The organism is Pseudomonas nunensis (genome assembly GCF_024296925.1).
GTDB lineage: Bacteria > Pseudomonadota > Gammaproteobacteria > Pseudomonadales > Pseudomonadaceae > Aquipseudomonas > Aquipseudomonas nunensis.
Genome location: NZ_CP101125.1, coordinates 7,267,994 through 7,291,665, shown reverse-complemented (window position 1 = coordinate 7,291,665; position 23,672 = coordinate 7,267,994). Strand labels below are relative to the sequence as shown.

The window sequence follows — 23,672 nt, the reverse complement described above, 5'->3', positions numbered from 1 at the left end:
ACCTTACGCCGATAACCCCGTGGCGAGGGAGCTTGCTCCCGCTCGAGCGCGAAGCGCTCGCAAAAATCCCCGACAAGGGCCGAGATTTCGGGGCCGCTTCGCAGCCCAGCGGGAGCAAGCTCCCTCGCCACAGGCAAGCCCCCTCGCCACAGAACACCGCGGTCCCATGCCAAGCTGTTAAACTCCCGCGCCAAATTCCCTCCTCCTGCAAGGCGCCCAGCATGTCTTCCTTGAATCAGGCGCTGCGCGCCGCCCTCGATCATCGCCAGGACCTGCTTGCCGAACTGCATCAGCAGGGCACCGATTGCTATCGCCTGTTCCATGGCAGCCAGGAAGGCGCCGGCGGCCTGACCATCGACCGTTACGGCCCGCAACTGCTGGTGCAAAGCTTTCACCAGTCGCTGGAGCGCGACGCGCTGCTGCAACTGCACGACATCATCAATCAACACCTGGGCCTCGACACCCTGCTGGTCTACAACGACCGCTCCCGGGGCAATTCGCGTATCGACCGCGAAGACACCGTCTACCAAGCCGACGAAGCCGCGCTGCAAGACCTGATCGGCCACGAATGGGGCCTCAATTACCGGGTTCGCGGCCGTCACGCCGGGCAAGACCCGCTGCTGTTCCTCGACCTGCGCAACACCCGTGGCTGGGTCAAGGATCACAGCAAAGGTAAAAGTGTGTTGAACCTGTTCGCCTACACCTGCGGCGTCGGCCTGAGTGCGGCGGCCGGTGGTGCGCGCGAAGTCTGCAACCTCGACTTCGCCGAAGGCAACCTGGCCGTTGGCCGCGAAAACGGCCTGCTCAACCCGCAGTTGCCGGCCATGCAATTCATTCAGTCCGATTACTTCCCGGCGATCCGCCAACTGGCCGGCCTGCCGATCAGTCAACGTCGCGGGCAGAAACTGCCGAGCTACCAACGCCTGGAACAGCGTCAGTACGATCTGGTGCTGCTCGATCCGCCGGCCTGGGCCAAGAGCGCATTCGGCACGGTCGACCTGCTGCGCGACTATCAAAGCCTGCTCAAACCCGCGTTGCTGACCACCGCCGAGAATGGCGTGCTGATCTGCTGCAACAACCTGGCGAAGGTCAGCATGGACGACTGGCGCGAGCAGGTTTTGCGCTGTGCGGAGAAGGCCGGACGGCCAGTGCGCGAGTGGTCGGTGATGACCCCGGGCGCGGATTTCCCGTCGATGGATCAGCAGCCACCATTGAAAACCCTGATCCTGCAGCTTTGACTCGCGAGGACGTTTCATTCACTTTTTTCTGAACAATCCTGAACAGGGCGAGTACTTCGGAACCGAAAACGCGTGCCATACTCCAAGGCACTCCGATCAGACAAATGAAGCCGCACATGCCCAAAGGATTGATTCGCGCTATCGGCGCCTTGCTGACTGCTCTGGCTCTCTACAGCCTGCTGGGGTTTCTGATTTTGCCGGGCATCGCCTTGCGGATCGCCAACCAGCAGTTGGCCAATTACGCCACGACGCCCGCGCACATCCAGCGCATCGAACTCAACCCCTTCAGCCTTGAAGTCACCCTGTGGGGCCTGATCATCGGTGAGCCGGGCAAGGAACAGGTCGGCTTCGAACGGCTTTACGCCAACCTGCAGATCGACAGCCTCTGGACCAAGGCGCTGCACCTGTCCGATATCGAACTGGACAAGCCCAAGACTGAAATCCTTTTCGGCAAGGACGGCAAACTCAACCTGCTCGGCCTGTTCAAAATCCCCGCCAGCGAACCGACCCCGGCCGACCCGAACGCCAAGCCGTTCCCGCTGCGCGTGGAGCGAATCAGACTGGCCGGCGGTTATGTGCACTTCCAGGATTCGCGCCCCAGCGAGCCGATCGAATTCCTTTACGACAAACTCGATTTCGAGCTGAAGAACCTCAGCACGCTGCCCGATGACAACGCCGACATGACCCTGGTCGCGGCCGGCCCCGCAGGCGGGCAGATCGACTGGACCGGCAATTTCAGCCTGGTACCGATTGCCTCCGAAGGTAAGTTGAAAGTCACCGACGGCCAGATGAAAGTCTGGTGGCCGTACGTGCGTGATGCGTTGCCTCTGGCCCTGGAAAACGGCGTGCTGAACTTGAGCACCGACTACAAGCTCAACCTGGCCAAGGAAACCGAACTGCTGCTGAGCAACGTCGCGGTCAGTGTCGCGCCCTTCGCTATCAATGCACCGGACGGCCGTCCGCTGGTGAAACTCGAACGCCTGGACGTCAGCGATACCACGATCGACCTGGCCAAGCAGCAAGTCGTCGTCGGCAAGATCCGCAGCAACAAACTCGAAACCTGGGCCGCCCTTGAAGCAGACGGGCAACTCGATTGGCAGAAACTTTTCGCCAGCCAACCGTCCAAAGCAGCCGTCAAAGCCAAAGCCGAACCGGCGACGACTCCGGCAGCAGCCGACTCACCAAAACCTGAACCTACTCCGCCAAGCAAACCCTGGCAGGTGCTGCTCAAAGACGTGCAACTGCGCAATTACCAGGTTCATCTGGCCGACCGCAAGGCGCAGCCGGCTGTGGCGTTGGAAGTGGGCCCATTGAATGTAGACCTGCAGAATTTCGACAGCCTCAATGGCTCGCCTTTCGCCCTCAAGCTCGACACGGGTATCGGCAAGCAAGGCAAAATCACTGCGGACGGCGAGGTCAATCTGGCGCCGGTCAGTGCCAAGCTGAAAGTGCAGACCAAGGACATCGACCTGCGGGTCGCCCAGTCCTATATCACCCCGTTCATTCGCCTGGAACTGCGCAGCGGCATGCTCGGCAGTGACCTGGCGGTTGACCTGAAAAGCACCGACCCGCTGGCCTTCAGCGTAACCGGCCGCGCCCAGGTCGATCAGTTGCACACCCTCGACACCCTGAAAACCCGCGACTTCCTCAAGTGGCAGCAACTGACGCTCGAAGGCCTGAACTATCAGCACGGCGACAGCCTGTCGATCGACAAGGTCAACCTGTTCCAGCCCTACGTGCGCTTCATGATCAACGATGACCGCACCACCAACGTCGATGACTTGCTGGTCCCGCAACCGCCCGATTCCGGCGCCAAGACTGCTGCAGCGAAACCGGCGGCCAGCAAGGACAAACCACTGGCCATCCATGTCGGCGGCGTTGCGATCAATGACGGTTCGGCGAACTTCGCCGACTTCAGCCTCACGCCAAACTTCGCGACGGCGGTGCAACAGCTCAACGGTGCGATCGGCACCATCGACAGCCGCCAGGCGAAACCCGCGACGGTCGACATCAAGGGCAAGGTCGACCGTTATGCGCCGGTCACCATCAAGGGCGCGGTCAACCCGTTCGACCCGATGGCCAGCCTCGACATCGCCACCAGTTTCAAACGGGTCGAACTGACGACGCTGACGCCTTACTCCGGCAAGTTCGCCGGCTACCGCATCCGCAAGGGCCGGCTCAATCTCGACCTGCATTACCTGATCACCAAGGGCCAGCTCAAGGCTGAAAACAAGGTTGTGGTCGAGCAACTGCAACTGGGCGAGAAAGTCGATAGCCCGGACGCCACCAGCCTGCCGCTGAAACTGGCGATCGCCCTGCTCAAGGACGTCGACGGCAAGATTTCCATCGAATTGCCGGTGACCGGCGACCTGAACAACCCGCAGTTCAGCATCATGCCGATTGTCTGGCAGACCTTGCGCAACCTGATCGTCAAAGCGGCTGCAGCACCGTTCAAAATGATCGGCGGGTTGATCAGCGGCGGTGGTTCGGAAGATCTCGGCACCGTGTCGTTTGCACCGGGTTCGAGTGACCTGAGCAAGGAAGCCGAGGCGTCGCTGGTCAAACTCTCCAGCGCGCTCAAGGAACGTCCGGCCCTGCGCCTGGAAATCGAAGGCACCGCCGCGCAAAACAGCGACGGGCCGTTGATTGCCGAGCAACGTCTGGAGCGTGAATACCAGTACAACTACTACAAAATGCTCCAGCGCCGTGGCGACAAGGTTCCGGCTCAGGCGTCTCTGCTGCAAGTGCCGGAGGGCGAGAAAGGTGCGCTGCTGGAAGGCATCTACCGCACCCGTCTCAAGACTCAGCCGCCCGCCGAATGGAAGGACTTGGGCAAGGAAGAACGCACCGCCAAAATGCGCGCGGACGTGATCAAGTTCTGGAGTTCCAGCGACGTGCTGTTGCGCCAACTGGGTCAGGAACGGGCCAGCAGCATCAAGGACTTCCTGGTGGACAAAACGCAGATGGCCGATGACCGCGTGTACTTTGTCGACGCCAGCCTGGGCGAAGCGCAAAGTGATGGTCGGGTGATTACACCCCTGCACCTGGACGCCGAGTGATGATCAGACAATTGCTGATCGGCCTGACCCTGGCGATGGCCGCCAGTCAGGCCAGCGCAGCCGATACCCTGCGCTGCGGCAGTCAGTTGATCAGCGTGGGCGACCGGTCCAGCGAAGTGCTGCAGAAATGTGGACAACCCGTGTCCCGGGATGCGTTGGGCTATAAGCGCAGTGCCAACCGGCGCGAAGAGTTCCCGGTCGAGGAATGGACTTACGGTCCTAATAGCGGGATGTATCAGTACCTGCGGTTTGAAGGTAACCGACTGGTGCAGATCACCAGCAAGCGTGGGAACTGACTCACCACAACTGACAACTTAAACACCTACCCCTGTGGGAGCGGGCTTGCTCGCGAAGGCGGTGTGTCATTCAGCATTGAAGTTGACTGACACACCGCCTTCGCGAGCAAGCCCGCTCCCACAGGCGTTTTTGTGTATCCAAAATCTACATTTGGTTTTGCGGCGCCCACAATAGAACAGGCCCCCGACACGAATGTCGGAGGCCTGTAATGGCCACGTCCTTGTGGCCTTCGCATGAACTCTCCAGAGGCGGCAGACGTATTGCTTAGCCCGTCTGCCACGCCTTCTCCCGGTTCAAGCGGAGAAGTCTTGCCTTACTCGGCTTTCAGGCCGTCAGCAGAAACTGCTTTGACGCCTTTGATTTTCTTGGTGATCGCAACAGCGGTGGCTTTCTGAGCGTCGGTGATTGCTACAGTCGACGACAGGGATACAACACCTTTGTTGGTTTCTACTTTGATGTCAGTGCCTGGAATGCCTTTTTCGGTAACCAGATCGCTTTTCACTTTGGTAGTGATCCAGGTATCGGAAGTGGTTTCTTTAGCCTTGGTCATCTCACCAGCCGCCAAAGTCATCGGGGCTTGGGTAGTTGTGGTGGTTTGTGCAAAAGCAGCACCGGCCATGGTCAGGGTCAGCGCGGCAGCAGTAGCGATAGCGAACTTCTTCATACGAGTAACTCCTGTTTTTCTATAAAGTCTGCTGCGTGTCTTCTCAGCAGGGTTACTGGGTATATTGCGAACGCTGTGCCAACTTTGAGACTGACATTAATGCTTTATAAAACAACGAGTTATGAATTAGTTAAAATTCCGGATTCATGCAAATTGCATGACCATCAAATTATGTACATGCAAGATGCCGGTTTTCTCGTTGGCCTAAGGCCATGAATTTTGAGGAATTTCATCGTGCATACCTTTGTAGGCACCTTTTTTTCTAAACAACCTGCGGTTTTTCACCCTTGAGGTTTTTCACCGGGCAAAAAAATGCCCCGTCTTTGACAGACAGGGCATTCGGACTCAGGTAAAAATCAAGTCCCGCTGGCGGCGCAACCGGTTGGCGCATAAGTCGGGGCTACAGTAGTTGCGCAAGTCCAGCCGGCAGTCGCACTGCGCGAAAGCGTGATGGTCTTGCCCAATACAGGCGCCGGGGCATTGATCAGTGTACAAACAAGTGTGCCCGTACCGGCGGCTACAGTCCCTGTCATCGAAAGAGTACAGTTCTGAGTCGCAGCCACACCGGCGTTGACGTTGGTCAACGTCGGATCAGCCGAACCCGCATTAATCACATCTTCATACGGCACTTTGAGAGCCGACACTTCAGCAATACCAGCCGTCACTTTCGCCCGCGCCTGATACTTGGAGTATTGCGGCAACGCAAACGTCGCCAGAATCCCGATGATCGCCACCACGATCAACAGCTCGATCAGCGTAAAACCTTTCTGAGTATTCATAGACAAGCTCCATGCATGAGTCGAAATCTCATGATCTGATTAAGCCTCAGCATACTCCGTGCCAGGCCTTCGCTGCCCTGGCTGTGGGGCGCGAAGTATCGAAAGCGCCTTTTCCTACCCCCTGTAACCGCACTATCTGACACTTTTTGTCACCTCGACCCCACTGGTTTGGTTCCTCGCCTTGACTAGGCTATAAGTCATGAACTGTCTGCGTCCGGTATCCCCATGAATGACATCGCTCTTAGCGGTCTGGCCAAGCAATTGGTGCTGGCCGAACTGCTCACTGAAAAAAGCGCGCAACAGGCGTTTCAGCAAGCCCAACGCAATCGTATTTCCCTGGTCAGCTACCTGGTGCAGAACAAACTGGTGAAGAGCCGGCAAGTGGCGGAGATTGCCTCGGAACATTTCGGCATGGCCCTGCTGGACCTCCACTGTCTGGACAAGGAAACCCAACCCAAGGGGCTGGTCAGCGAAAAACTGGTCCGCCAGCACCACGCCCTGCCCCTCTGGCGACGTGGCAATAAACTGTTCGTGGGGATTTCCGACCCGACCAATCATCAGGCAATCAACGACATCCAGTTCAGCACCGGCCTGAGCACCGAAGCCATCCTGGTAGAGGACGACAAGCTCAGCGACGCCATCGAAAAGTTCTTCGACAGCCACGCCACCGGCCTGGAAGAGATGGCCGATGTGGACCTCGATGGCCTGGACATCGAAACCGTCGACGATAAAAACCACGACTCCATCGCCGGGCAAGACGCCGATGACGCGCCCGTGGTGCGCTTCGTCCACAAGATGCTGCTCGATGCGATCAAGAGCGGCTCTTCCGACTTGCACTTCGAACCCTACGAAAAAACCTATCGGGTACGGATGCGCACCGACGGCATCCTGCGCGAAGTTGCCAAACCGCCGATTCAACTGGCTGGGCGAATTGCAGCCCGGCTTAAGGTTATGGCCAGCCTCGACATTTCCGAAAGACGCAAACCTCAGGACGGGCGGATCAAGATGCGCCTGTCCAAGAGCAAGTCCATCGACTTTCGGGTCAACACCTTGCCGACGCTGTGGGGCGAGAAAGTGGTGATCCGGATCCTCGACCCGTCCAGCGCCCAGATGGGCATCGACGCCCTCGGTTACGAGCCCGACCAGAAAGCCTTGTTCATGGCCGCCCTCAAGCAGCCACAAGGCATGATCCTGGTCACCGGCCCCACCGGCTCGGGCAAAACCGTGTCGCTCTACACCGGGCTGAATATTCTCAATACCGTGGACATCAACATTTCCACCGCCGAAGACCCGGTGGAGATCAACATGGAAGGCATCAACCAGGTCAACGTCAATCCCAAGCAAGGGCTGGATTTTTCCCAGGCCCTGCGCTCATTCCTGCGCCAGGACCCGGACGTGATCATGGTCGGCGAGATCCGCGACCTTGAAACCGCGGAAATCGCGATCAAGGCCGCCCAGACCGGGCACTTGGTGTTGTCGACCCTGCACACCAACAGCGCCGCGGAAACCCTGACCCGCCTGCATAACATGGGCATCCCGGGGTTCAACATCGCCACCTCGATCACCCTGATCATCGCCCAGCGCCTGGCGCGCAAGCTGTGCAGCCACTGCAAGACGCCGATCGAGATTCCCCGTGAAGCGCTGATCAAGGAAGGCTTCCCCGAGGAACGCATCGGCTCTTTCACGATCTATGAGCCCGTCGGTTGCGATCACTGCAACCACGGTTACAAAGGGCGAATCGGGATTTATGAAGTGGTGAAGAACACGCCAGACCTGCAACGGCTGATCATGGCCGAAGGCAATTCCCTGGAAATCGAGATCCAGATGCGCAAGGACGGCTTCAACGACCTGCGCACTTCCGGGCTGATCAAGGCCATGCAAGGCATTACCAGCCTTGAAGAAATCAACCGGGTCACCAAGGACTGAACATGGCGGTCAAGGCAGCAAAAATCAGCGTGTACGCCTGGGAAGGCACGGACAAGAAAGGCACGAAAATGAACGGCGAGTTGAGCGGTCAGAACCCGGCGCTGATCAAGGCCCAATTGCGCAAGCAAGGGATCAATCCGGGCAAGGTGCGCAAGAAATCCGCGTCGATTTTCAGCTTCGGCAAACGCATCAAGGCCCAGGACATTTCCCTGTTCACCCGGCAGATGGCGACCATGATGAAGGCCGGTGTGCCGCTGTTGCAGTCGTTCGACATCATCGGCGAAGGCTTCGACAACCCGGCCATGCGCAAACTGGTGGACGAGGTGAAACAGGAAGTCGCCGCGGGCAACAGCTTCGCCGCATCCCTGCGCAAGAAGCCGCAGTATTTCGACGAGTTGTACTGCAACCTGGTGGATGCCGGTGAACAGGCCGGCGCACTCGATACCCTGCTGGATCGGGTGGCCACCTATAAAGAAAAGAGCGAGCAGCTCAAGGCCAAGATCAAGAAGGCCATGACGTATCCGTTGGCCGTGGTGTTCGTCGCGATCATCGTGACGGGGATTCTGCTGGTCAAAGTGGTGCCGCAATTCAAGACTGTGTTCTCCGGGTTTGGCGCCGAGTTGCCGTCCTTTACCTTGATGGTGATCGACTTGTCGGAGTTCATGCAGGAGTGGTGGTGGGTGATGCTCGGCGCGCTGATCGCCGCGATCTTCGGTTTTCGTCGTGCAATGAAAAAGTCGCAACCCTTTCGCGACCGGATGGACACCTGGCTGCTGAAACTGCCGCTGGTGGGCGCACTGATGTACAAGTCTGCCGTGGCGCGTTACGCGCGCACGCTGTCGACCACGTTCGCCGCCGGGGTGCCGTTGGTGGACGCACTCGAATCAGTGGCCGGCGCCACCGGCAACATCGTGTTCAAACGCGCGGTACTGCGCATCAAGCAGGACGTCTCGACCGGCATGCAGCTGAATTTCGCCATGCGCACCTCCGGTGTCTTCCCGAACATGGCGATCCAGATGGCCGCCATTGGCGAAGAGTCCGGCGCACTCGACGACATGCTCGACAAAGTCGCGAGTTTCTACGAGGACGAAGTGGACAACATGGTCGACAACCTCACCAGCCTGATGGAGCCGTTCATTATGGTAGTGCTCGGCGTTGTCGTTGGCGGGCTGGTAGTTGCGATGTACCTGCCTATTTTCCAACTCGGCTCAGCGATCTGACATGCCCTTGAATGAATACCTGACCCTGTATCCGCTGGCCTTTGTCATCACGGCGCTGGTGCTCGGCCTGGTGGTCGGCAGCTTCCTCAACGTAGTGATCTGGCGCCTGCCGAAAATGCTCGAACGGGAATGGCGAACGCAGGCTCACGACGTCCTCGGCCTGCCCATCGAAACACCTCCGCCGACCTACAACCTGATGCTGCCCCATTCCCAGTGCCCGCACTGCGCCCAGAAGATCCGCGCCTGGGAAAACATCCCGGTGCTCAGTTACGTGTTGCTGCGCGGGCGCTGCTCGAACTGCGCGGCACCGATCAGCAAGCGTTATCCGCTGACCGAACTGGCCTGCGGTCTGCTTTCGGCATTCATTGCCTGGCAGTTCGGCTTCGGTTGGCCTGCCGGCCTGCTGCTGGTGCTGACGTGGGGCCTGTTGGCGATGAGCCTGATTGATGCCGAGCATCAACTGTTGCCCGATGTCCTGGTGCTGCCGTTGTTGTGGCTGGGGCTGATCGTCAACAGCTTCGAGCTGTTCGTGCCGTTGCACGATGCATTGTGGGGTGCGGTGGCCGGTTACCTGGTGCTGTGGTCGGTGTTCTGGCTGTTCAAACTGATCACCGGCAAGGACGGCATCGGCCACGGCGACTTCAAGCTGCTGGCAATGCTCGGGGCCTGGGGTGGGTGGCAAGTGCTGCCGCTGACCCTGCTCTTGTCATCGCTGGTGGGGGCCATCCTTGGGGTGATTTTGCTGCGCTTGCGTGACGCGAAAACTTCGACGCCGATCCCTTTCGGGCCCTATCTGGCAATTGCCGGCTGGATTGCGTTGCTCTGGGGTGGTCAAATAACCGACTTCTATTGGCAGTTTGTCGGTTTGAAATGAATACCCCTGTGGAAAAACCCTGGATTCTCGGCCTGACCGGCGGCATCGGCAGCGGCAAAAGCGCGGCGGCCCAGCACTTCATCGACCTCGGTGTGCACGTGGTCGATGCTGATCACGCGGCGCGCTGGGTGGTGGAACCGGGTCGCCCGGCGCTTGCGAAAATTGCCGAGCACTTCGGCCCTGGCGTGCTGCAATCCGACGGGCAACTCGATCGTGCGGCGTTGCGCAAACTGATCTTCGAAGTCCCGGAAGAACGCCGCTGGCTCGAAGCGCTGCTGCATCCGCTGATCGCCGAGGAAATCGTCGAGCATCTGGCCAAGGCAAAATCGCCGTATGCGATTCTGGTGTCGCCGCTGTTGATCGAGTCCGGCCAATACGCCATGACCCAACGGGTGCTGGTGATCGACGTCCCGGAACAACTGCAGATCGAACGCACCCTGCAGCGCGACCAGATCAGCGAGCAACAGGTCCAGGCGATCCTCAAGGCCCAGTCCAGCCGCCAGGACCGCGTAAGCCATGCCGACGATGTGGTGGTCAACGACCGCGACCTCGCCTGGCTGCACAGCGAGGTCGAGCGCCTGCATCACTTTTATTTAACTTTGCGTGGAGGCCAGTCATGAGCCAGACCCCAACCGTCAATTGCCCAACCTGTGGCGCCCCTGTCGAATGGAGCGCCACCAACACCTACCGGCCTTTCTGTTCGGATCGTTGCAAACTGATCGACCTGGGTGCCTGGGCGTCGGAAGAACACAAGATCCCGGTGAGCCCGGATGCCGAGGACGACCTGTTCAGCGAAGACTTCGAACCGCGTCACTGACTTCCGTCTTTATCCACAGGCATCAGGGCCGCATAAAACCGTAGTCCTGACCGTCATCGAGGTTCTCGGCGAGAAACTGCAACTCATCCGCCAGATCCTCGACACTGCGCACGGCCTTGCTCTGTTGCACCACCGCACTGAGCAAGGCGCGCAGGCTCAACCCCGGATCAAACCCCACTTCCTGCGCCGCATCCAGACTGTGACGCAACTCCTGCCTTGCCCATTCGTAGACGCTCATTTCGATGCTCCTGAAGGTTTTGCCGAGCATGAGTTGGCGAGCGTCAAACCGGTTTGATGTGGATCAAGACTTGGGATCGTCGTCCTTCCACGGCGCCGACAGGTAGCGAGTGCGGTTGAACGTCTCCAGCCACTCGGGACTGAATACCACCAGCGCGCTGATGATCATGCCGTTGATAAACGCTTCGGGAAAAATCAGCAGCCACAGATAGCCGACAAAATCTTCCAGCCAGTACGGCATCGCGAAACGTTCGTCGAACCACAGCCATGTCAGCGCCAGCAGCAGGCACAGCAACGCCGACAGCGCTGCTGCAAAGAAACCGGAAACGAAGATATACACAAATGGATTACGCGGTTGCGCACGCTCGACCAGGATCGCGCAGCACTCGGTGACCAGCACCGGCAGCAGAATAATCAACGCGCCATTCACCCCGACGGCGGCCAGGTCCTGGCGCCCGAGCGCCACCAAGCCCAGTTGCGCGATCAACCCACCGAGAATCGCCAGCGGCCAGTCCAGCAGCAACGTCACCGCAGTCATGCCGATAAAGTGATACGACACGCCCGTATCAAAATCCCGTCGCACCAGCCACAACATAAACAGCGCGAACACCGTGCCGAACAGCAAATGCTGGCGGCGACTGTCGGTGAATAACTCGACCCACGGCGCGCGGCAAATCGCCCAGATCACCACGGGTACGTAAATCAGCCAGCCGACCGCCAGGCTTTGCGGTGACAGCAACTCTGCGCCGATCATGACGCGATCCCCTTGAACACCACGACACACTCCTTGTTGGATTACGGCTCCATGCCAGCATACACCGGCGCAAATGTGCCTCCAGTGGATGCAAAGCTTTCTGCTTGTCGCATTTGAACGCTAAGCTTGGGCCTATGGATGACTCAGATTATTTACGCCTGCTGACCATCGCGGCCGAGCAAGCCAACGCGTTCCTGTCCAATGCCCGCAAATGGGAGCGTGAGCGTTGGGTCTGCCAGCGCCTGCTGCAAGGCCTGAACATTCCCTATCGCGCCGACGAATTCGCCCCTGCCGGCGAGCCGCCGGACGTGCTGTTTCGCGATGCCAGTTTCGAGGTGTTCTTCGTGCTCGACGAAGGCCGGCGCCTCAACGACGAATGGCGCGACGAACTACAACGCCGGCGCAGCGCGTTTTCCCTCAGTTCGCTGGTGCGCCGCGAGGCCAAGCCCCGGCGCATTCCGGCCAATGAATTCCTGCTGAGACTGGCGCCGACTTTGCGCAAAAAAGCCCACAACTACAAAGAACGCGGCATGGACCTGGGGGAACTGGACATCATTGCCTTCGCCAGCCTCAAGCGCGAAGTGCTGGACCTCAACAGCCACTTCCCTCCGCCCACTGAATACCTGCGCCAGGGTTGGCGCTCGCTGTCACTGGTCGGGCCGACATTCGCCCGGGTGCTGTTCGCTCATCCCGACGCGCCGGACTTCCTGCGCAGCAACCTGGGACGCAGCATCGTCTTCGATGTCGGGATCAGCCTGTGAGCCCATTGCAGGAGTTGATTGCCGAAGTCCCGCAAGTCGGCCGTGTGCGTTGGATCGGCGTGCGCCCGGCGTCGCATGTGCCGATGATTGAACTGGACGTCGTGGAAGCTCGACTTGAAGCCGGTTTGACCGGCGACAAGGCCCGCCCCGGCGTGCGCAATGCCCGGCAGGTGACGTTGATTCAGTGGGAACACCTGGCGGTGATCAGTTCGCTCATGGGTCGCCCGGACGATCAACCGGTGCTGCCGAATGACCTGCGGCGCAACATCGTCGTCAGCGGGATCAACTTGTTCAGCCTCAAGGGCCGGCGCTTCAAGATTGGCCAGGCGATTTTCGAAACCACGGGCTGGTGCCAACCGTGCGCACGCCTGCAAAACAACCTCGGCCCCGGGACTTTTCAAGCGGTTCGCGGCCATGGCGGAATCACTGCCCGGGTGTTACAAAGTGGAATCATTCGACTGGACGACACGGTGAGCGTCGAGCCTGTCCCCGACAGCGGCTATGCTCCGTTCAACGTTCGTTAAATCAGCCTGTAGCTTCTACACATTCAGCAACGTCTACCCCTGACGAGGCCCAATATGACCAGCCGCCTGAACCCAGACGACCAGAAGCATGTCGAAGAGTACCTGCACTTGTCCCAACACCGAGTCGAGCGCCGGCCTTTCCGGCCGTGGATGCTCTTGGTGCTGGTGCTGGCAGTGACCATTGGTTTGGGCTTGCTGAGCCGCCTTATCGGTTACCTGACGCTATGAGCTGCCTCGCGCTCGCTCGGGTAATCGCACCGATTTCTTTTAGCCTTGCGAGATATCCCCATGACTCATCGTATTGTCATCGTTGGCGGCGGCGCCGGCGGTCTGGAGTTGGCTACCCGTCTGGGTAAGACTCTAGGCAAGCGTGGCACGGCCAGTGTGATGCTGGTCGACGCGAACCTTACCCACATCTGGAAACCGCTGTTGCACGAAGTGGCGGCCGGGTCGCTCAACTCTTCCGAAGACGAACTCAACTATGTTGCCCAGGCGAAATGGAACCACTTCGAGTTCCAGCTGGGGCGCATGAGCGGGCTTGATCGCGCACAGAAAAAAATCCAGTTGGCCGCCACGTATGACGAAGCCGGCATTGAACTGGTCCCGGCGCGCGAAGTGGGCTACGACTCGCTGGTGATCGCGGTCGGCAGCACCACCAACGATTTCGGCACCCAGGGCGCGGCGCAACACTGCCTGTTCCTCGACACCCGCAAACAGGCCGAGCGTTTCCATCAACAACTGCTCAACCACTATCTGCGCGCCCATGCCGGGCAAACCGATGTGGTGGAACAGATCAGCGTGGCCATCGTCGGCGCTGGTGCTACCGGCGTTGAGCTGGCGGCAGAACTGCACAACGCTGCGCATGAACTGGCGGCTTACGGTCTGGACCGGATCAAACCGGAAAACATGCACATCACCCTGATCGAAGCCGGGCCTCGGGTGCTGCCAGCCCTGCCGGAACGCATCGGCGGACCTGTGCATAAAACCCTGGAGAAACTCGGGGTCAACGTGATGACCAACGCGGCGGTCAGCGAAGTCACGGCCGAAAGCCTGATCACCGCCGATGGCAAGGTGATCAACGCCAGCCTGAAAGTCTGGGCCGCCGGGATTCGTGCACCGGGTTTCCTCAAGGACATCGATGGCCTGGAAACCAACCGCATCAATCAACTGCAGGTGCTGCCAACCCTGCAAACCACCCGCGACGAGAACATCTTCGCCTTCGGTGACTGCGCCGCCTGCCCGCAACCGGGCACCGACCGCAATGTACCGCCACGCGCCCAGGCTGCGCATCAACAGGCGTCGTTGCTGGCCAAATCCCTGAAGCTGCGGATCGAAGGCAAGGCGTTGCCGGAATACAAATACACCGACTACGGTTCGCTGATCTCGCTGTCGCGTTTTTCGGCTGTGGGTAACTTGATGGGCAACCTCACCGGCAGCGTGATGCTGGAAGGCTGGCTGGCGCGGATGTTTTACGTGTCGCTGTACCGGATGCACCAGATGGCGTTGTATGGCGCGTTTCGCACGGCGATGTTGATGCTGGGTAGCAAAATTGGGCGTGGGACTGAGCCGCGCCTTAAATTGCATTAACACAAACCCCCTGTGGGAGCGGGCTTGCTCGCGAGGAGGGAGTGTCAGTCGACATCACTGTTGAATGACACACCGCCTTCGCGAGCAAGCCCGCTCCCACATTTGTTCTGCATCAACTCTTGGATGTGTGTCTCACTGTATCCCGCCCCACGATTTTGCCCCTTCGCTTACAAACTCCCCCTTGCACGACACAGTAGCGATACACCCGCCCGGCTAAATGGCCACACCCGAGCAAGGCACCGCCTGCTTCGGTTAACGCCGCACTACGCGGCATCCTTTATCGAGCGGTTGTGTCGTGCAACCCAGGAGATTTCAAATGTCCCGTACTACTAAAAACACTATCGGTCTGCTCGGCGCTGTTTTAGCCGGTGGCATGATGTTGACTGGTTCCGTATTCGCGGCCCAGCCACTGACCCAAGGCTACCTGCTGGCATCGGCCGAGCAAACGGTGAAAACCCCTGAAGGCAAGTGTGGCGAAGGCAAGTGCGGCGATGCGTCGATGGCCAAGACCGACACCGATGGCGACGGCAAAGTATCCCGTGCCGAATTCCAGGCCGTCGCGCCGAAGTCCAACTTCGACAAGATCGACACCAACCATGACGGTTTCATCGACGAGCAAGAGGCTTACAACAACGTGAAAGCCAACTTCGAAGCCAACGGCAAGAAAATGCCAAAAGGCCTGTTCGAACACCTGAAAGACCAAGACGGCGCCTAAGCCTCAGAACAAACAAGCCGCGCATCCCTCGACGGGAAGCGCGGCTTTTTTGTGCCTGACAGATTTACACGCGAAAGCGTTGCACCATGCCCTGCAGGGCATTGGCCAGTTTTGACAGCTCATGGCTGGAGGCGCTGGTCTGATCGGCACCGGCGGCGGAGCGTACCGACAGGTCGCGGATATTCACCAGGTTGCGATCGACTTCCCTTGCCACTTGCGCCTGTTCTTCGGCGGCGCTGGCGATCACCAGGTTGCGCTCGTGAATCTCATGCACCGACGCGGTGATGGTCTGCAAGGCCTCGCCAGCGCGCTCGGCCAAAACCAGCGTGCTGGCAGCCCGGGAAGCGCTGGCTTGCATGGAATCCAGCGCCAAGGTCGAGCCGCTGCGCATGCCCTGGACCATTTGTTCGATTTCCTGGGTCGATTGCTGGGTGCGGTGCGCCAACGCCCGCACTTCGTCGGCCACCACCGCAAAACCGCGACCACTCTCCCCCGCCCGCGCCGCTTCAATCGCAGCGTTGAGCGCCAGCAGGTTGGTTTGCTCGGCGATGGCGCGAATCACGTCCAGCACCTTGCCGATATTCTGGGATTGATTGGCCAGGGACTGCACCAACTCACCGGTGTGCTGTACGTCGCTGGCAAGAGCGCTGATCGCGCTGGCGGTTTCGCTGACGCGTTCCTGGCCCAGGTGCGCCGACTCGCTGGACTGACGCGTAGCGTCGGACGTAGACACCGCGTTGCGTGCGACTTCCTCCACAGCGGTGGTCATCTCGTTGACCGCCGTGGCCGCTTGTTCGATTTCGTTGTTTTGCTGTTGCAGGCCCTGAGTACTGTCGAGGGTGACCGCGTTCAATTCATCCGCCGCCGTGGCCAGTTGGGTGGCCGAGCCGCTGATGCCTTGCAGGGTTTCACGCAAATTCTGCTGCATGGTCGCCAGCGCCTTGAGCAAACGGCTGACTTCATCGCTGCCATGGGTTTCGATCGGGTTGGTCAGATCGCCCCGGGCCACGTTTTCCGCAGCGTTTACCGCTTCATTCAAGGGACGCACGATGCTGCGGGTCAGCAACATCGCCAGGCCGACGGTGGCCAGCGCCGCCAGGCCGATGAACAGACTGACGATGGTGCGCGAGGTTTCGTAGTGCGCCGCAGATTTCTGGCTTTCGGCGGCGACTTGTTTGGCGAACAGGTCCGCCAGGTCATTCAGCTGTTTGCCGGAGCCATCGACCACGGTCTTCATGTCCACCAGCAGCAGTTTGGTCAGCTCATCGCGACGGCCCTGCTCGGCCAGGGTGAACGATTGGGCGATACCCGAGCGGTAAGCGGCGAAGGTGCTCTTGAACTGGTCATACAACTGCTTGCCTTCAGCGGTGTTGACCAGTTTGTCGTAGGCAGCAATCTTGTCGCTCAGCTCCTTGTCCCGGGTGTCCATCTGGCTGCGGTACTGGGGAATGTTCTTCGGGTCCTGATCCAGGGCCATGCGCAGGGAGATGGTGCGGATGCGCAGCATGATCTCGCGGATTTCATCGCCACCACGGATGCTCGGCAACCATTGGCTTTCAACCGCCACCTCACTGTCTCGAATGCTCGACATCTGCCCCAGTGCGAACACCCCGAGCAACGCCACCAGCACCGCAATCAGGGCAAACCCCAGTGCCGCACGGGGGGCAATATTCAGCTGACGAAGCAACATAACGAGCGCCTTTTGTTTTTATGGCTGGAAATGGACGCGCTGTATGCGCCCCGTTCGCTCGTTATCGGCAAGTTGTATGATGACTTGAAGAGGGATTGCACTTTTTCGAAGACAAAAAAATCCCCGTATCTTTCGATACGAGGATTTTTAATATGGTCGGGGTAAGGGGATTCGAACTCCTGACATCCTGCTCCCAAAGCAGGCGCGCTACCGGACTGCGCTATACCCCGGTAAAAAAAAGGCGACCTTCACAAGTCGCCTTCTTCGATCAGCGCTTTTGGCCTCTGATCTTAAGATCTGACCCCAGCGTTAACTGGTTTCAAAAATGGTGGGTCGTGTGGGATTCGAACCTACGACCAATTGGTTAAAAGCCAACTGCTCTACCAACTGAGCTAACGACCCAAAAATGGTCGGGGTAAGGGGATTCGAACTCCTGACATCCTGCTCCCAAAGCAGGCGCGCTACCGGACTGCGCTATACCCCGGTTTGAAATTGGCTCCGTGACCAGGACTCGAACCTGGGACCCAATGATTAACAGTCATTTGCTCTACCGACTGAGCTATCACGGAACTACATATTTCAATTTACAACGGTGAAGCTTACTGCGTCTCTTCGACCCGTTCGCATCGCTGCGTTCGTGTGTCTGAGGCGCGCTATTCTACAATCTTAAGCACCTCTGTCAACCCCCTAAATTGCATTCAAGTTAATGATTTGCAACTTATTTCAGATTTCCGCTTGGGGAGCAGAAACCCTTCCGGGTGACTTACTGCGGGGCGCACTTTACAAGCCTTTTCCTTTGAGTTCAACAGCCTGGCGAAAAAAAGGCCTCGCAATGCGAGGCCTTCTTTATTTCACTGGCATTACGCCTCAGTCGAAAACGATTTCGTCGTTTTCCACACGGCCGACAGCGGTCTCGCCTGGCATGAATCGCCCGGACAGAATCAGCTGTGCCAGCGGGTTCTCGATCCAGCGCTGGATCGCTCGTTTGAGCGGCCGTGCGCCATACACCGGGTCGTAGCCGACGGCGATCAACTTATCCATCGCCTCAGGGCTGAGCTCCAGTTTCAGCTCGCGCTCGGTCAGGCGACTGCGCAGGCGACCCAACTGGATCTCGGTGATGCCGGCGATCTGATCCCGGGCCAGCGGCTCGAAGATCACCACTTCGTCGACCCGGTTGATGAACTCCGGCCGGAAGTGCGTGGAAATCGCATCCATCACCGCTGCACGTTGCGCTTCACGATCACCCACCAGTTCCTGGATCTGCACCGAACCGAGGTTGGAGGTCATGACAATCACGGTGTTCTTGAAATCCACCGTGCGGCCATGGCTGTCGGTCAATCGGCCATCTTCCAGCACTTGCAGCAAGATGTTGAACACGTCCGGGTGGGCCTTCTCGACCTCGTCCAGGAGGATCACCGAATAAGGCTTGCGACGCACCGCCTCGGTCAGGTAACCGCCCTCTTCATAGCCTACGTAGCCTGGTGGTGCGCCGATCAGTCGGGCCACGGAATGTTTCTCCATGAACTCGGACATGTCGATGCGAATCATCGCCTCCTCAGTATCAAAGAGGAATTCGGCTAGCGCCTTGCACAGCTCGGTTTTACCGACGCCGGTCGGGCCGAGGAACATGAACGAACCGCTCGGACGGTTCGGGTCGGACAACCCGGCCCGCGAACGCCGCACCGCGTTGGAAACCGCGATCACCGCTTCGTTCTGGCCGATTACACGCTGGTGCAACAGGCTTTCCATCTTCATCAGCTTGTCGCGCTCGCCTTCGAGCATTTTCGACACAGGGATGCCGGTCCATTTCGACACGACTTCCGCGATCTCTTCTTCAGTCACCTTGCTGCGCAGCAACTGGTTCTCGCTTTTGCCGTGCTGGTCGACCATTTGCAGGCTGCGCTCCAGGTCCGGGATGATCCCGTATTGCAGCTCGGCCATGCGGTTCAGGTCGCCTTTGCGGCGGGCGGCTTCCAGTTCCTGACGGGACTGTTCGATTTTCTGCTGGATCTGCGCCGACCCCTGGACTTCGGCTTTCTCCGAATTCCAGATTTCCTCGAGGTCCGAATACTCACGTTCTAGGCGAACGATTTCTTCCTGGAGTTTTTCCAGGCGTTTCTTCGCCGCGTCGTCACTTTCTTTCTTCAGCGCCTGGGATTCCACCTTCAACTGGATCAGGCGACGCTCCAGACGATCGAGCACTTCCGGCTTGGAGTCGATCTCCATGCGGATGCGGCTGGCGGCTTCGTCGATCAGGTCGATGGCCTTGTCCGGCAACTGACGGTCGGTGATGTAGCGATGGCTGAGTTTGGCCGCCGCAATGATCGCGCCGTCGGTGATCGCTACTTTGTGGTGAACCTCATAACGCTCTTTGAGGCCACGCAGGATCGCGATGGTGTCTTCTTCGCTCGGCTCTTCCACCAGCACTTTCTGGAATCGCCGCTCGAGGGCCGCGTCCTTCTCTATATATTGGCGGTACTCGTTGAGCGTGGTTGCGCCAACGCAGTGCAGTTCGCCGCGTGCCAATGCCGGCTTGAGCATATTGCCGGCGTCCATCGAGCCTTCGCCTTTGCCGGCGCCGACCATGGTGTGCAGTTCGTCGATAAACAGAATGATCTGCCCTTCCTGCTTCGACAGTTCATTGAGCAGGGATTTAAGGCGCTCTTCAAACTCACCGCGATACTTGGCACCGGCAATCAGCGAGCCCATGTCCAGGGACAACAGGCGTTTGCCCTTGAGGCCATCCGGCACTTCGCCGTTGATGATGCGCTGGGCCAGGCCTTCGGCGATGGCGGTTTTACCCACGCCAGGCTCACCGATCAGCACCGGGTTGTTCTTGGTACGGCGTTGCAGGACCTGAATGGTCCGGCGAATTTCATCGTCACGGCCGATCACCGGATCGAGCTTGCCTTCTTCGGCGCGCTTGGTCAGGTCGACGGTGTATTTATCCAGCGCCTGACGCGACTCTTCGTGGTTGGCGTCGTTGACCGCTTCGCCGCCACGCAGGTTGTTGATCGCGTTTTCCAGGGCTTTCTTGCTCACGCCCTGGCCGAGCAACAGCTTGCCAAGCTTGCTGTTGTCATCCATGGCGGCGAGCAACACCAGCTCGCTGGAGATAAATTGATCACCCTTCTGCTGGGCCAGGCGATCGGCCTGATTGAGCAGACGCGCCAGATCCTGCGACATATTGACGTCGCCGGTCGGGTTCTGGATTTTCGGCAGTTGATCGAGCTCTTTGGTCAGCTCTTTGCGCAGGCTGTTGACGTCAAAGCCCACTTGCATCAACAGAGGTTTGATCGAACCACCCTGTTGTTCAAGCATCGCTTGCATCAAGTGCGCCGGTTCAATGCCCGGATGATCGAGGCCGACGGCCAGGGATTGGGCGTCGGAGAGGGCTAACTGCAATTTACTGGTTAAACGGTCTATACGCATGGGTCACCTTCCTTTTGAGCAGGCCGGACCTAAGAAACCATCCTGAATGAAGAAACCTGCCAGATACCGTTATAGATGCGGTCGATTCTGGGAGTTTCAAGCGTCGTACAGTTGATGTAGATCAGGGAAGTCTAGCGTTCGAGCCAGATCAGGGAGGCAAACCGACCAGTGCGTGGACTGCGGCGGTAAGAAAAGAAGCGAGGATCGGTCACGGTGCAGAAACCGCCACCATAAACAGCGGTGACACCACGGGCCGCAAGGCGTAAACGCGCCAGCTCATAGATGTCGGCCATGAACTTGCCGGCGTTCTGGCTCGGGACGAAGGCTTTGGCCGCTTCAGGCAGTTGCTGAATGAAGACTTCCCGGACTTCCGGGCCGACTTCAAAGGCTTGCGGACCGATGGCCGGGCCGAGCCAGACCAATACGTCTTCCGGCGCCACGGCCAAAGTGTCGAGAGTCGCCTCCAGCACACCTGCAGCCAATCCACGCCAACCGGCATGGGCCGCCGCAACACGAGTGCCGGCACGGTCGCAAAATAATGCGGGCAGGCAGTCGGCAGTCATCGCCGCACAGGCGATGCCGGGGGTTTGCGTCCAACTGGCGTCGGCCGTGACGACCTGACTCGGGTCTGCATGAGCCACGACAATGCCGTGAACCTGTTGCAGCCAGGCCGGTTGAATAGCGAAATGATCGGTGAGGCGGCGGCGATTTTCGGCCACGGCTTCGGGGCTGTCATCGACGTGATCGCCGAGGTTGAGGCTGTCGAACGGCGCCAGACTGACGCCGCCCGCACGGGTGGTAACGCAGGCTTTCACCCCGGCAGGCGCAGGCCAGTCGGGAATCAGCCAGTCACTCATCCGATGAACGCCTCACGGTCTTGCTTGAGCAGGGTCAGCAACCAGACGAAATCGTCTGGCAGTGGCGATTCCCAGCTCATGCGCTTACCGGTGGTCGGATGATCCAGCTCCAGGAACCGCGCGTGCAGTGCCTGACGCGGAAACGCCTTCAACGATTCGACCATGGTCACACTGGCTGCCGGCGGAATGCGGAAACGACCGCCGTAGGCAGGATCTCCGACCAACGGGTAGTTGATGTGGGCCATGTGCACGCGAATCTGGTGCGTACGACCGGTTTCCAGCTTCACCCGCACGTGGGTGTGGGAGCGGAAACGCTCGAGCACGCGATAGTGGCTGACGGCTTGCTTGCCACCTTCCATCACCGCCATGCGCTGGCGTTGCTGGCCGTGACGACCGATCGGCGCGTTGATCTTGCCACCGGCCGTCACTACGCCGATCACGATGCACTCGTAGATCCGGCTGACGCTGCGGCTCTGCAACTGTGTAACCAGTTGCGTCTGCGCTTGAATGGTCTTGGCCACCACCATCAGACCGGTGGTGTCCTTGTCCAGGCGATGCACGATACCGGCGCGGGGCACATTGACGATGTCCGGCACATGGTGCAGCAAGGCGTTGAGCAAGGTCCCATCAGCGTGGCCCGCAGCCGGATGCACCACCAGGCCCGCAGGCTTGTTGATCACCAGGATGTCGTCGTCTTCGTAGACGATGTCCAGCTCGATGTCCTGAGCGATCCATTCGCCCTGAGCTTCCTGCTCGGCAGTGAGTTCAAGAATGGCACCACCATGAACGATGTCTCGCGGGCGGATAACCGCCCCATCCACAGTCAGGCGGCCGTCTTTGATCCAGGCGGAAAGGCGCGAGCGCGAGTGCTCAGCGAATAATTGTGCGGCGACTTGATCGAGGCGTTGGCCGCCCAATTCGGACGGCACCTCTGCGCGAAGTTCAATTTTATCGGACATGCTCAGACTAGGCGTCGGCACAGCCTTTGGTTTCGGCTGCGCGCTTGTGGTTAAATACGGCGTCTTTTGCCCCGAGGCTATTCAACGGGGCGCTCATCATAACAGGACGGCCCCGCCCAAGACAGCGGCCGTCATAGGGACGCAAGCCGCCATGCAAGTGAAACACCTGCTGCTGATCGCCATCCTCGCATTGACCGCTGCTTGCTCATCGAAGGAAGTCGTCGACGAAAACCTGAGCGAGGTCGAGCTGTACCAGCAGGCTCAGACCGATCTGGACAACAATAGCTACACCGCCGCCACAGCCAAGCTGAAGGCGCTGGAGTCGCGTTATCCGTTCGGGCGCTATGCTGATCAGGCTCAACTCGAGCTCATCTACGCCAACTACAAGAACGCCGAGCCTGAGGCTGCCAAGTCTGCCGCTGAGCGTTTCATTCGTTTGCACCCACAGCATCCGAACGTGGATTACGCGTATTACCTCAAGGGTCTGACCTCCTTCGACCAGGACGTCGGCCTGCTGGCGCGCTTCCTGCCGCTGGATATGACCAAGCGTGACCCGGGCGCTGCCCGCGACTCGTACAACGAGTTCGCCCAGCTGACCAGCCGCTACCCGAACAGCCGCTACTCTCCGGATGCCAAACAGCGCATGATTTATCTGCGCAACCTGCTGGCCTCCTACGAGATTCACGTCGCCGACTACTACCTGACCCGTCAGGCTTACGTCGCCGCCGCGAACCGTGGTCGTTATGTGGTGGAAAACTTCCAGGAAACCCCATCGGTCGGTGACGGCCTGGCGGTGATGGTCGAGTCCTACCAGCGTCTGCACCTGGACGAATTGGCCGAAACCAGCCTCGAAACCCTGAAGCTCAACTACCCGAACCACCCAAGCCTGGTGGACGGTCAGTTCAGACCATCGGTCGACGAAGCGGATAACCGTTCGTGGCTGAGCAAGGCCACCCTGGGCCTGATCGAATCCAGTCCGCCGCTGCCACCGGGTGAAACCCGCGCCAACCAGGACGTGCAGAAGCAGTTCCAGGACGCGAAAGACGCGATTCCGAACGATCTCAAGCCTAGAGACGAAAACGGCGACGTGATCGAGGAAGAGCAACACGAAGCGGAAGGCAACAACGGCGACCGTTCGTGGTTCAGCTACATGACCTTTGGTGTGTTCGACTAACCCCACAGGCTGTGCAAAAAGGGAGACTCTTGAGTCTCCCTTTTTTATTGCCGCGATTTATTACGCTGTGCGCCTGACATGTCCTTGGCTAAACTGCCTGATCATCAT

The 23,672-nt window shown here is 59.2% G+C and carries 22 protein-coding genes and 4 tRNA genes; 14 read left to right on the top strand and 12 right to left on the bottom strand.

The window, feature by feature from the left end:
• Positions 1-221: 221 nt before the first annotated feature.
• The 3 genes from NK667_RS32355 to NK667_RS32345 all read left to right on the top strand — a co-directional run bounded on the left by NK667_RS32355 (position 222) and on the right by NK667_RS32345 (position 4,593).
• Positions 222-1,238: a class I SAM-dependent rRNA methyltransferase gene (locus NK667_RS32355; protein ID WP_054616647.1), complete on the top strand. Its 1,017-nt coding sequence runs from the start codon at positions 222-224 to the stop codon at positions 1,236-1,238.
• Positions 1,239-1,354: 116 nt separating this feature from the next.
• Positions 1,355-4,297, top strand: a complete 2,943-nt coding sequence (locus NK667_RS32350; protein WP_054616648.1) for a DUF748 domain-containing protein — start codon at positions 1,355-1,357, stop codon at positions 4,295-4,297.
• Positions 4,297-4,593 (top strand): DUF2845 domain-containing protein, encoded by a 297-nt coding sequence (locus tag NK667_RS32345; RefSeq protein ID WP_054051301.1) that lies wholly within the window; start codon positions 4,297-4,299, stop codon positions 4,591-4,593. The genes NK667_RS32350 and NK667_RS32345 overlap by 1 nt, the downstream gene beginning before the upstream one ends.
• A 314-nt stretch (positions 4,594-4,907) precedes the next feature.
• Here the strand turns inward: NK667_RS32345 and NK667_RS32335 are convergent, their stop codons facing one another.
• The gene (locus tag NK667_RS32335) at positions 4,908-5,258 is read right to left on the bottom strand and encodes a BON domain-containing protein (protein ID WP_054616649.1); all 351 of its coding nucleotides are present in this window, start codon (positions 5,256-5,258) and stop codon (positions 4,908-4,910) included.
• Between the two features lie 356 nt (positions 5,259-5,614).
• Complete coding sequence (locus NK667_RS32330) at positions 5,615-6,037, bottom strand: pilin (protein WP_054051305.1); 423 nt, start codon at positions 6,035-6,037, stop codon at positions 5,615-5,617.
• Between the two features lie 225 nt (positions 6,038-6,262).
• On the opposite strand from NK667_RS32330, the gene pilB reads away from it, so the two are divergent.
• From pilB to yacG, 5 genes are read left to right on the top strand one after another with little or no spacing between them, the layout of a single operon-like run.
• The gene (gene pilB, locus NK667_RS32325; protein WP_054616650.1) at positions 6,263-7,963 is read left to right on the top strand and encodes a type IV-A pilus assembly ATPase PilB; all 1,701 of its coding nucleotides are present in this window, start codon (positions 6,263-6,265) and stop codon (positions 7,961-7,963) included.
• 2 nt (positions 7,964-7,965) lie between these two features.
• Positions 7,966-9,183, top strand: coding sequence for a type II secretion system F family protein (locus tag NK667_RS32320; protein ID WP_054616651.1), 1,218 nt, complete (start codon positions 7,966-7,968; stop codon positions 9,181-9,183).
• Between the two features lies 1 nt (position 9,184).
• Complete coding sequence (locus NK667_RS32315; protein WP_054616652.1) at positions 9,185-10,057, top strand: prepilin peptidase; 873 nt, start codon at positions 9,185-9,187, stop codon at positions 10,055-10,057.
• Positions 10,054-10,677 (top strand): dephospho-CoA kinase, encoded by a 624-nt coding sequence (gene coaE / locus NK667_RS32310; RefSeq protein ID WP_054616653.1) that lies wholly within the window; start codon positions 10,054-10,056, stop codon positions 10,675-10,677. Before NK667_RS32315 ends, coaE begins: the two co-directional genes overlap by 4 nt.
• Positions 10,674-10,874, top strand: a complete 201-nt coding sequence (gene yacG, locus NK667_RS32305; protein ID WP_054051315.1) for a DNA gyrase inhibitor YacG — start codon at positions 10,674-10,676, stop codon at positions 10,872-10,874. The genes coaE and yacG overlap by 4 nt, the downstream gene beginning before the upstream one ends.
• 22 nt (positions 10,875-10,896) lie before the next feature.
• On the opposite strand, the gene NK667_RS32300 is transcribed toward yacG, so the two are convergent.
• Positions 10,897-11,112: a hypothetical protein gene (locus NK667_RS32300; RefSeq protein ID WP_008033212.1), complete on the bottom strand. Its 216-nt coding sequence runs from the start codon at positions 11,110-11,112 to the stop codon at positions 10,897-10,899.
• Positions 11,113-11,175: 63 nt separating this feature from the next.
• Positions 11,176-11,865, bottom strand: a complete 690-nt coding sequence (locus tag NK667_RS32295; protein ID WP_054051318.1) for an energy-coupling factor ABC transporter permease — start codon at positions 11,863-11,865, stop codon at positions 11,176-11,178.
• Between the two features lie 134 nt (positions 11,866-11,999).
• Here NK667_RS32295 and NK667_RS32290 point away from each other — a divergent pair, with 134 nt between their 5' ends.
• The 5 genes from NK667_RS32290 (at position 12,000) to NK667_RS32270 (ending at position 15,452) form a co-directional block, all read left to right on the top strand.
• Complete coding sequence (locus tag NK667_RS32290; protein ID WP_008154887.1) at positions 12,000-12,626, top strand: DUF1780 domain-containing protein; 627 nt, start codon at positions 12,000-12,002, stop codon at positions 12,624-12,626.
• The gene (locus NK667_RS32285; RefSeq protein ID WP_054616654.1) at positions 12,623-13,150 is read left to right on the top strand and encodes an MOSC domain-containing protein; all 528 of its coding nucleotides are present in this window, start codon (positions 12,623-12,625) and stop codon (positions 13,148-13,150) included. The genes NK667_RS32290 and NK667_RS32285 overlap by 4 nt, the downstream gene beginning before the upstream one ends.
• 54 nt (positions 13,151-13,204) lie before the next feature.
• Complete coding sequence (locus NK667_RS32280; RefSeq protein ID WP_054051322.1) at positions 13,205-13,378, top strand: DUF3094 family protein; 174 nt, start codon at positions 13,205-13,207, stop codon at positions 13,376-13,378.
• 60 nt (positions 13,379-13,438) lie between these two features.
• Complete coding sequence (locus NK667_RS32275) at positions 13,439-14,737, top strand: NAD(P)/FAD-dependent oxidoreductase (protein ID WP_054051324.1); 1,299 nt, start codon at positions 13,439-13,441, stop codon at positions 14,735-14,737.
• 316 nt (positions 14,738-15,053) lie between these two features.
• Entirely contained in the window at positions 15,054-15,452 is a 399-nt protein-coding gene (locus NK667_RS32270) for an HvfA family oxazolone/thioamide-modified RiPP metallophore (RefSeq protein WP_054616655.1), read from the top strand.
• A gap of 64 nt (positions 15,453-15,516) precedes the next feature.
• Here NK667_RS32270 and NK667_RS32265 read toward each other — a convergent pair whose 3' ends face one another.
• The 8 genes from NK667_RS32265 to rluD form a co-directional block, all read right to left on the bottom strand.
• On the bottom strand, positions 15,517-17,142 hold the full coding sequence (locus NK667_RS32265; protein WP_054616656.1) for a methyl-accepting chemotaxis protein: 1,626 nt from the start codon (positions 17,140-17,142) through the stop codon (positions 15,517-15,519).
• Positions 17,143-17,295: 153 nt separating this feature from the next.
• Positions 17,296-17,372, bottom strand: a tRNA-Pro gene (locus NK667_RS32260).
• Positions 17,373-17,468: 96 nt separating this feature from the next.
• Positions 17,469-17,544 (bottom strand) — tRNA-Lys (locus NK667_RS32255).
• A 5-nt stretch (positions 17,545-17,549) separates the two neighbouring features.
• Positions 17,550-17,626: transfer RNA gene (locus NK667_RS32250), tRNA-Pro, on the bottom strand.
• 9 nt (positions 17,627-17,635) lie between these two features.
• Positions 17,636-17,711, bottom strand: a tRNA-Asn gene (locus tag NK667_RS32245).
• Positions 17,712-18,009: 298 nt separating this feature from the next.
• Positions 18,010-20,574, bottom strand: coding sequence for an ATP-dependent chaperone ClpB (gene clpB / locus NK667_RS32240; protein ID WP_054051331.1), 2,565 nt, complete (start codon positions 20,572-20,574; stop codon positions 18,010-18,012).
• Between the two features lie 131 nt (positions 20,575-20,705).
• Entirely contained in the window at positions 20,706-21,431 is a 726-nt protein-coding gene (gene pgeF, locus NK667_RS32235; RefSeq protein ID WP_054616657.1) for a peptidoglycan editing factor PgeF, read from the bottom strand.
• Positions 21,428-22,390 carry a 23S rRNA pseudouridine(1911/1915/1917) synthase RluD gene (gene rluD / locus NK667_RS32230; protein WP_054051336.1) on the bottom strand — a complete coding sequence of 321 codons (963 nt, stop codon included), beginning with the start codon at positions 22,388-22,390 and terminating at the stop codon, positions 21,428-21,430. The genes pgeF and rluD overlap by 4 nt, the downstream gene beginning before the upstream one ends.
• A gap of 151 nt (positions 22,391-22,541) precedes the next feature.
• Here rluD and NK667_RS32225 point away from each other — a divergent pair, with 151 nt between their 5' ends.
• Positions 22,542-23,564 (top strand): outer membrane protein assembly factor BamD, encoded by a 1,023-nt coding sequence (locus tag NK667_RS32225; RefSeq protein ID WP_054051337.1) that lies wholly within the window; start codon positions 22,542-22,544, stop codon positions 23,562-23,564.
• Positions 23,565-23,672: the final 108 nt, after the last annotated feature.

Bases quoted from the DNA above. Each gene is read 5' to 3' on its own strand.
- NK667_RS32355 (WP_054616647.1), top strand. From the start codon at position 222: ATGTCTTCCTTGAATCAGGCGCTGCGCGCCGCCCTCGATCATCGCCAG.
- NK667_RS32350 (WP_054616648.1), top strand. From the start codon at position 1,355: ATGCCCAAAGGATTGATTCGCGCTATCGGCGCCTTGCTGACTGCTCTG.
- NK667_RS32345 (WP_054051301.1), top strand. From the start codon at position 4,297: ATGATCAGACAATTGCTGATCGGCCTGACCCTGGCGATGGCCGCCAGT.
- NK667_RS32335 (WP_054616649.1), bottom strand. From the start codon at position 5,258: ATGAAGAAGTTCGCTATCGCTACTGCTGCCGCGCTGACCCTGACCATG.
- NK667_RS32330 (WP_054051305.1), bottom strand. From the start codon at position 6,037: ATGAATACTCAGAAAGGTTTTACGCTGATCGAGCTGTTGATCGTGGTG.
- pilB (WP_054616650.1), top strand. From the start codon at position 6,263: ATGAATGACATCGCTCTTAGCGGTCTGGCCAAGCAATTGGTGCTGGCC.
- NK667_RS32320 (WP_054616651.1), top strand. From the start codon at position 7,966: ATGGCGGTCAAGGCAGCAAAAATCAGCGTGTACGCCTGGGAAGGCACG.
- NK667_RS32315 (WP_054616652.1), top strand. From the start codon at position 9,185: ATGCCCTTGAATGAATACCTGACCCTGTATCCGCTGGCCTTTGTCATC.
- coaE (WP_054616653.1), top strand. From the start codon at position 10,054: ATGAATACCCCTGTGGAAAAACCCTGGATTCTCGGCCTGACCGGCGGC.
- yacG (WP_054051315.1), top strand. From the start codon at position 10,674: ATGAGCCAGACCCCAACCGTCAATTGCCCAACCTGTGGCGCCCCTGTC.
- NK667_RS32300 (WP_008033212.1), bottom strand. From the start codon at position 11,112: ATGAGCGTCTACGAATGGGCAAGGCAGGAGTTGCGTCACAGTCTGGAT.
- NK667_RS32295 (WP_054051318.1), bottom strand. From the start codon at position 11,865: ATGATCGGCGCAGAGTTGCTGTCACCGCAAAGCCTGGCGGTCGGCTGG.
- NK667_RS32290 (WP_008154887.1), top strand. From the start codon at position 12,000: ATGGATGACTCAGATTATTTACGCCTGCTGACCATCGCGGCCGAGCAA.
- NK667_RS32280 (WP_054051322.1), top strand. From the start codon at position 13,205: ATGACCAGCCGCCTGAACCCAGACGACCAGAAGCATGTCGAAGAGTAC.
- NK667_RS32275 (WP_054051324.1), top strand. From the start codon at position 13,439: ATGACTCATCGTATTGTCATCGTTGGCGGCGGCGCCGGCGGTCTGGAG.
- NK667_RS32270 (WP_054616655.1), top strand. From the start codon at position 15,054: ATGTCCCGTACTACTAAAAACACTATCGGTCTGCTCGGCGCTGTTTTA.
- NK667_RS32265 (WP_054616656.1), bottom strand. From the start codon at position 17,142: ATGTTGCTTCGTCAGCTGAATATTGCCCCCCGTGCGGCACTGGGGTTT.
- clpB (WP_054051331.1), bottom strand. From the start codon at position 20,574: ATGCGTATAGACCGTTTAACCAGTAAATTGCAGTTAGCCCTCTCCGAC.
- pgeF (WP_054616657.1), bottom strand. From the start codon at position 21,431: ATGAGTGACTGGCTGATTCCCGACTGGCCTGCGCCTGCCGGGGTGAAA.
- rluD (WP_054051336.1), bottom strand. From the start codon at position 22,390: ATGTCCGATAAAATTGAACTTCGCGCAGAGGTGCCGTCCGAATTGGGC.
- NK667_RS32225 (WP_054051337.1), top strand. From the start codon at position 22,542: ATGCAAGTGAAACACCTGCTGCTGATCGCCATCCTCGCATTGACCGCT.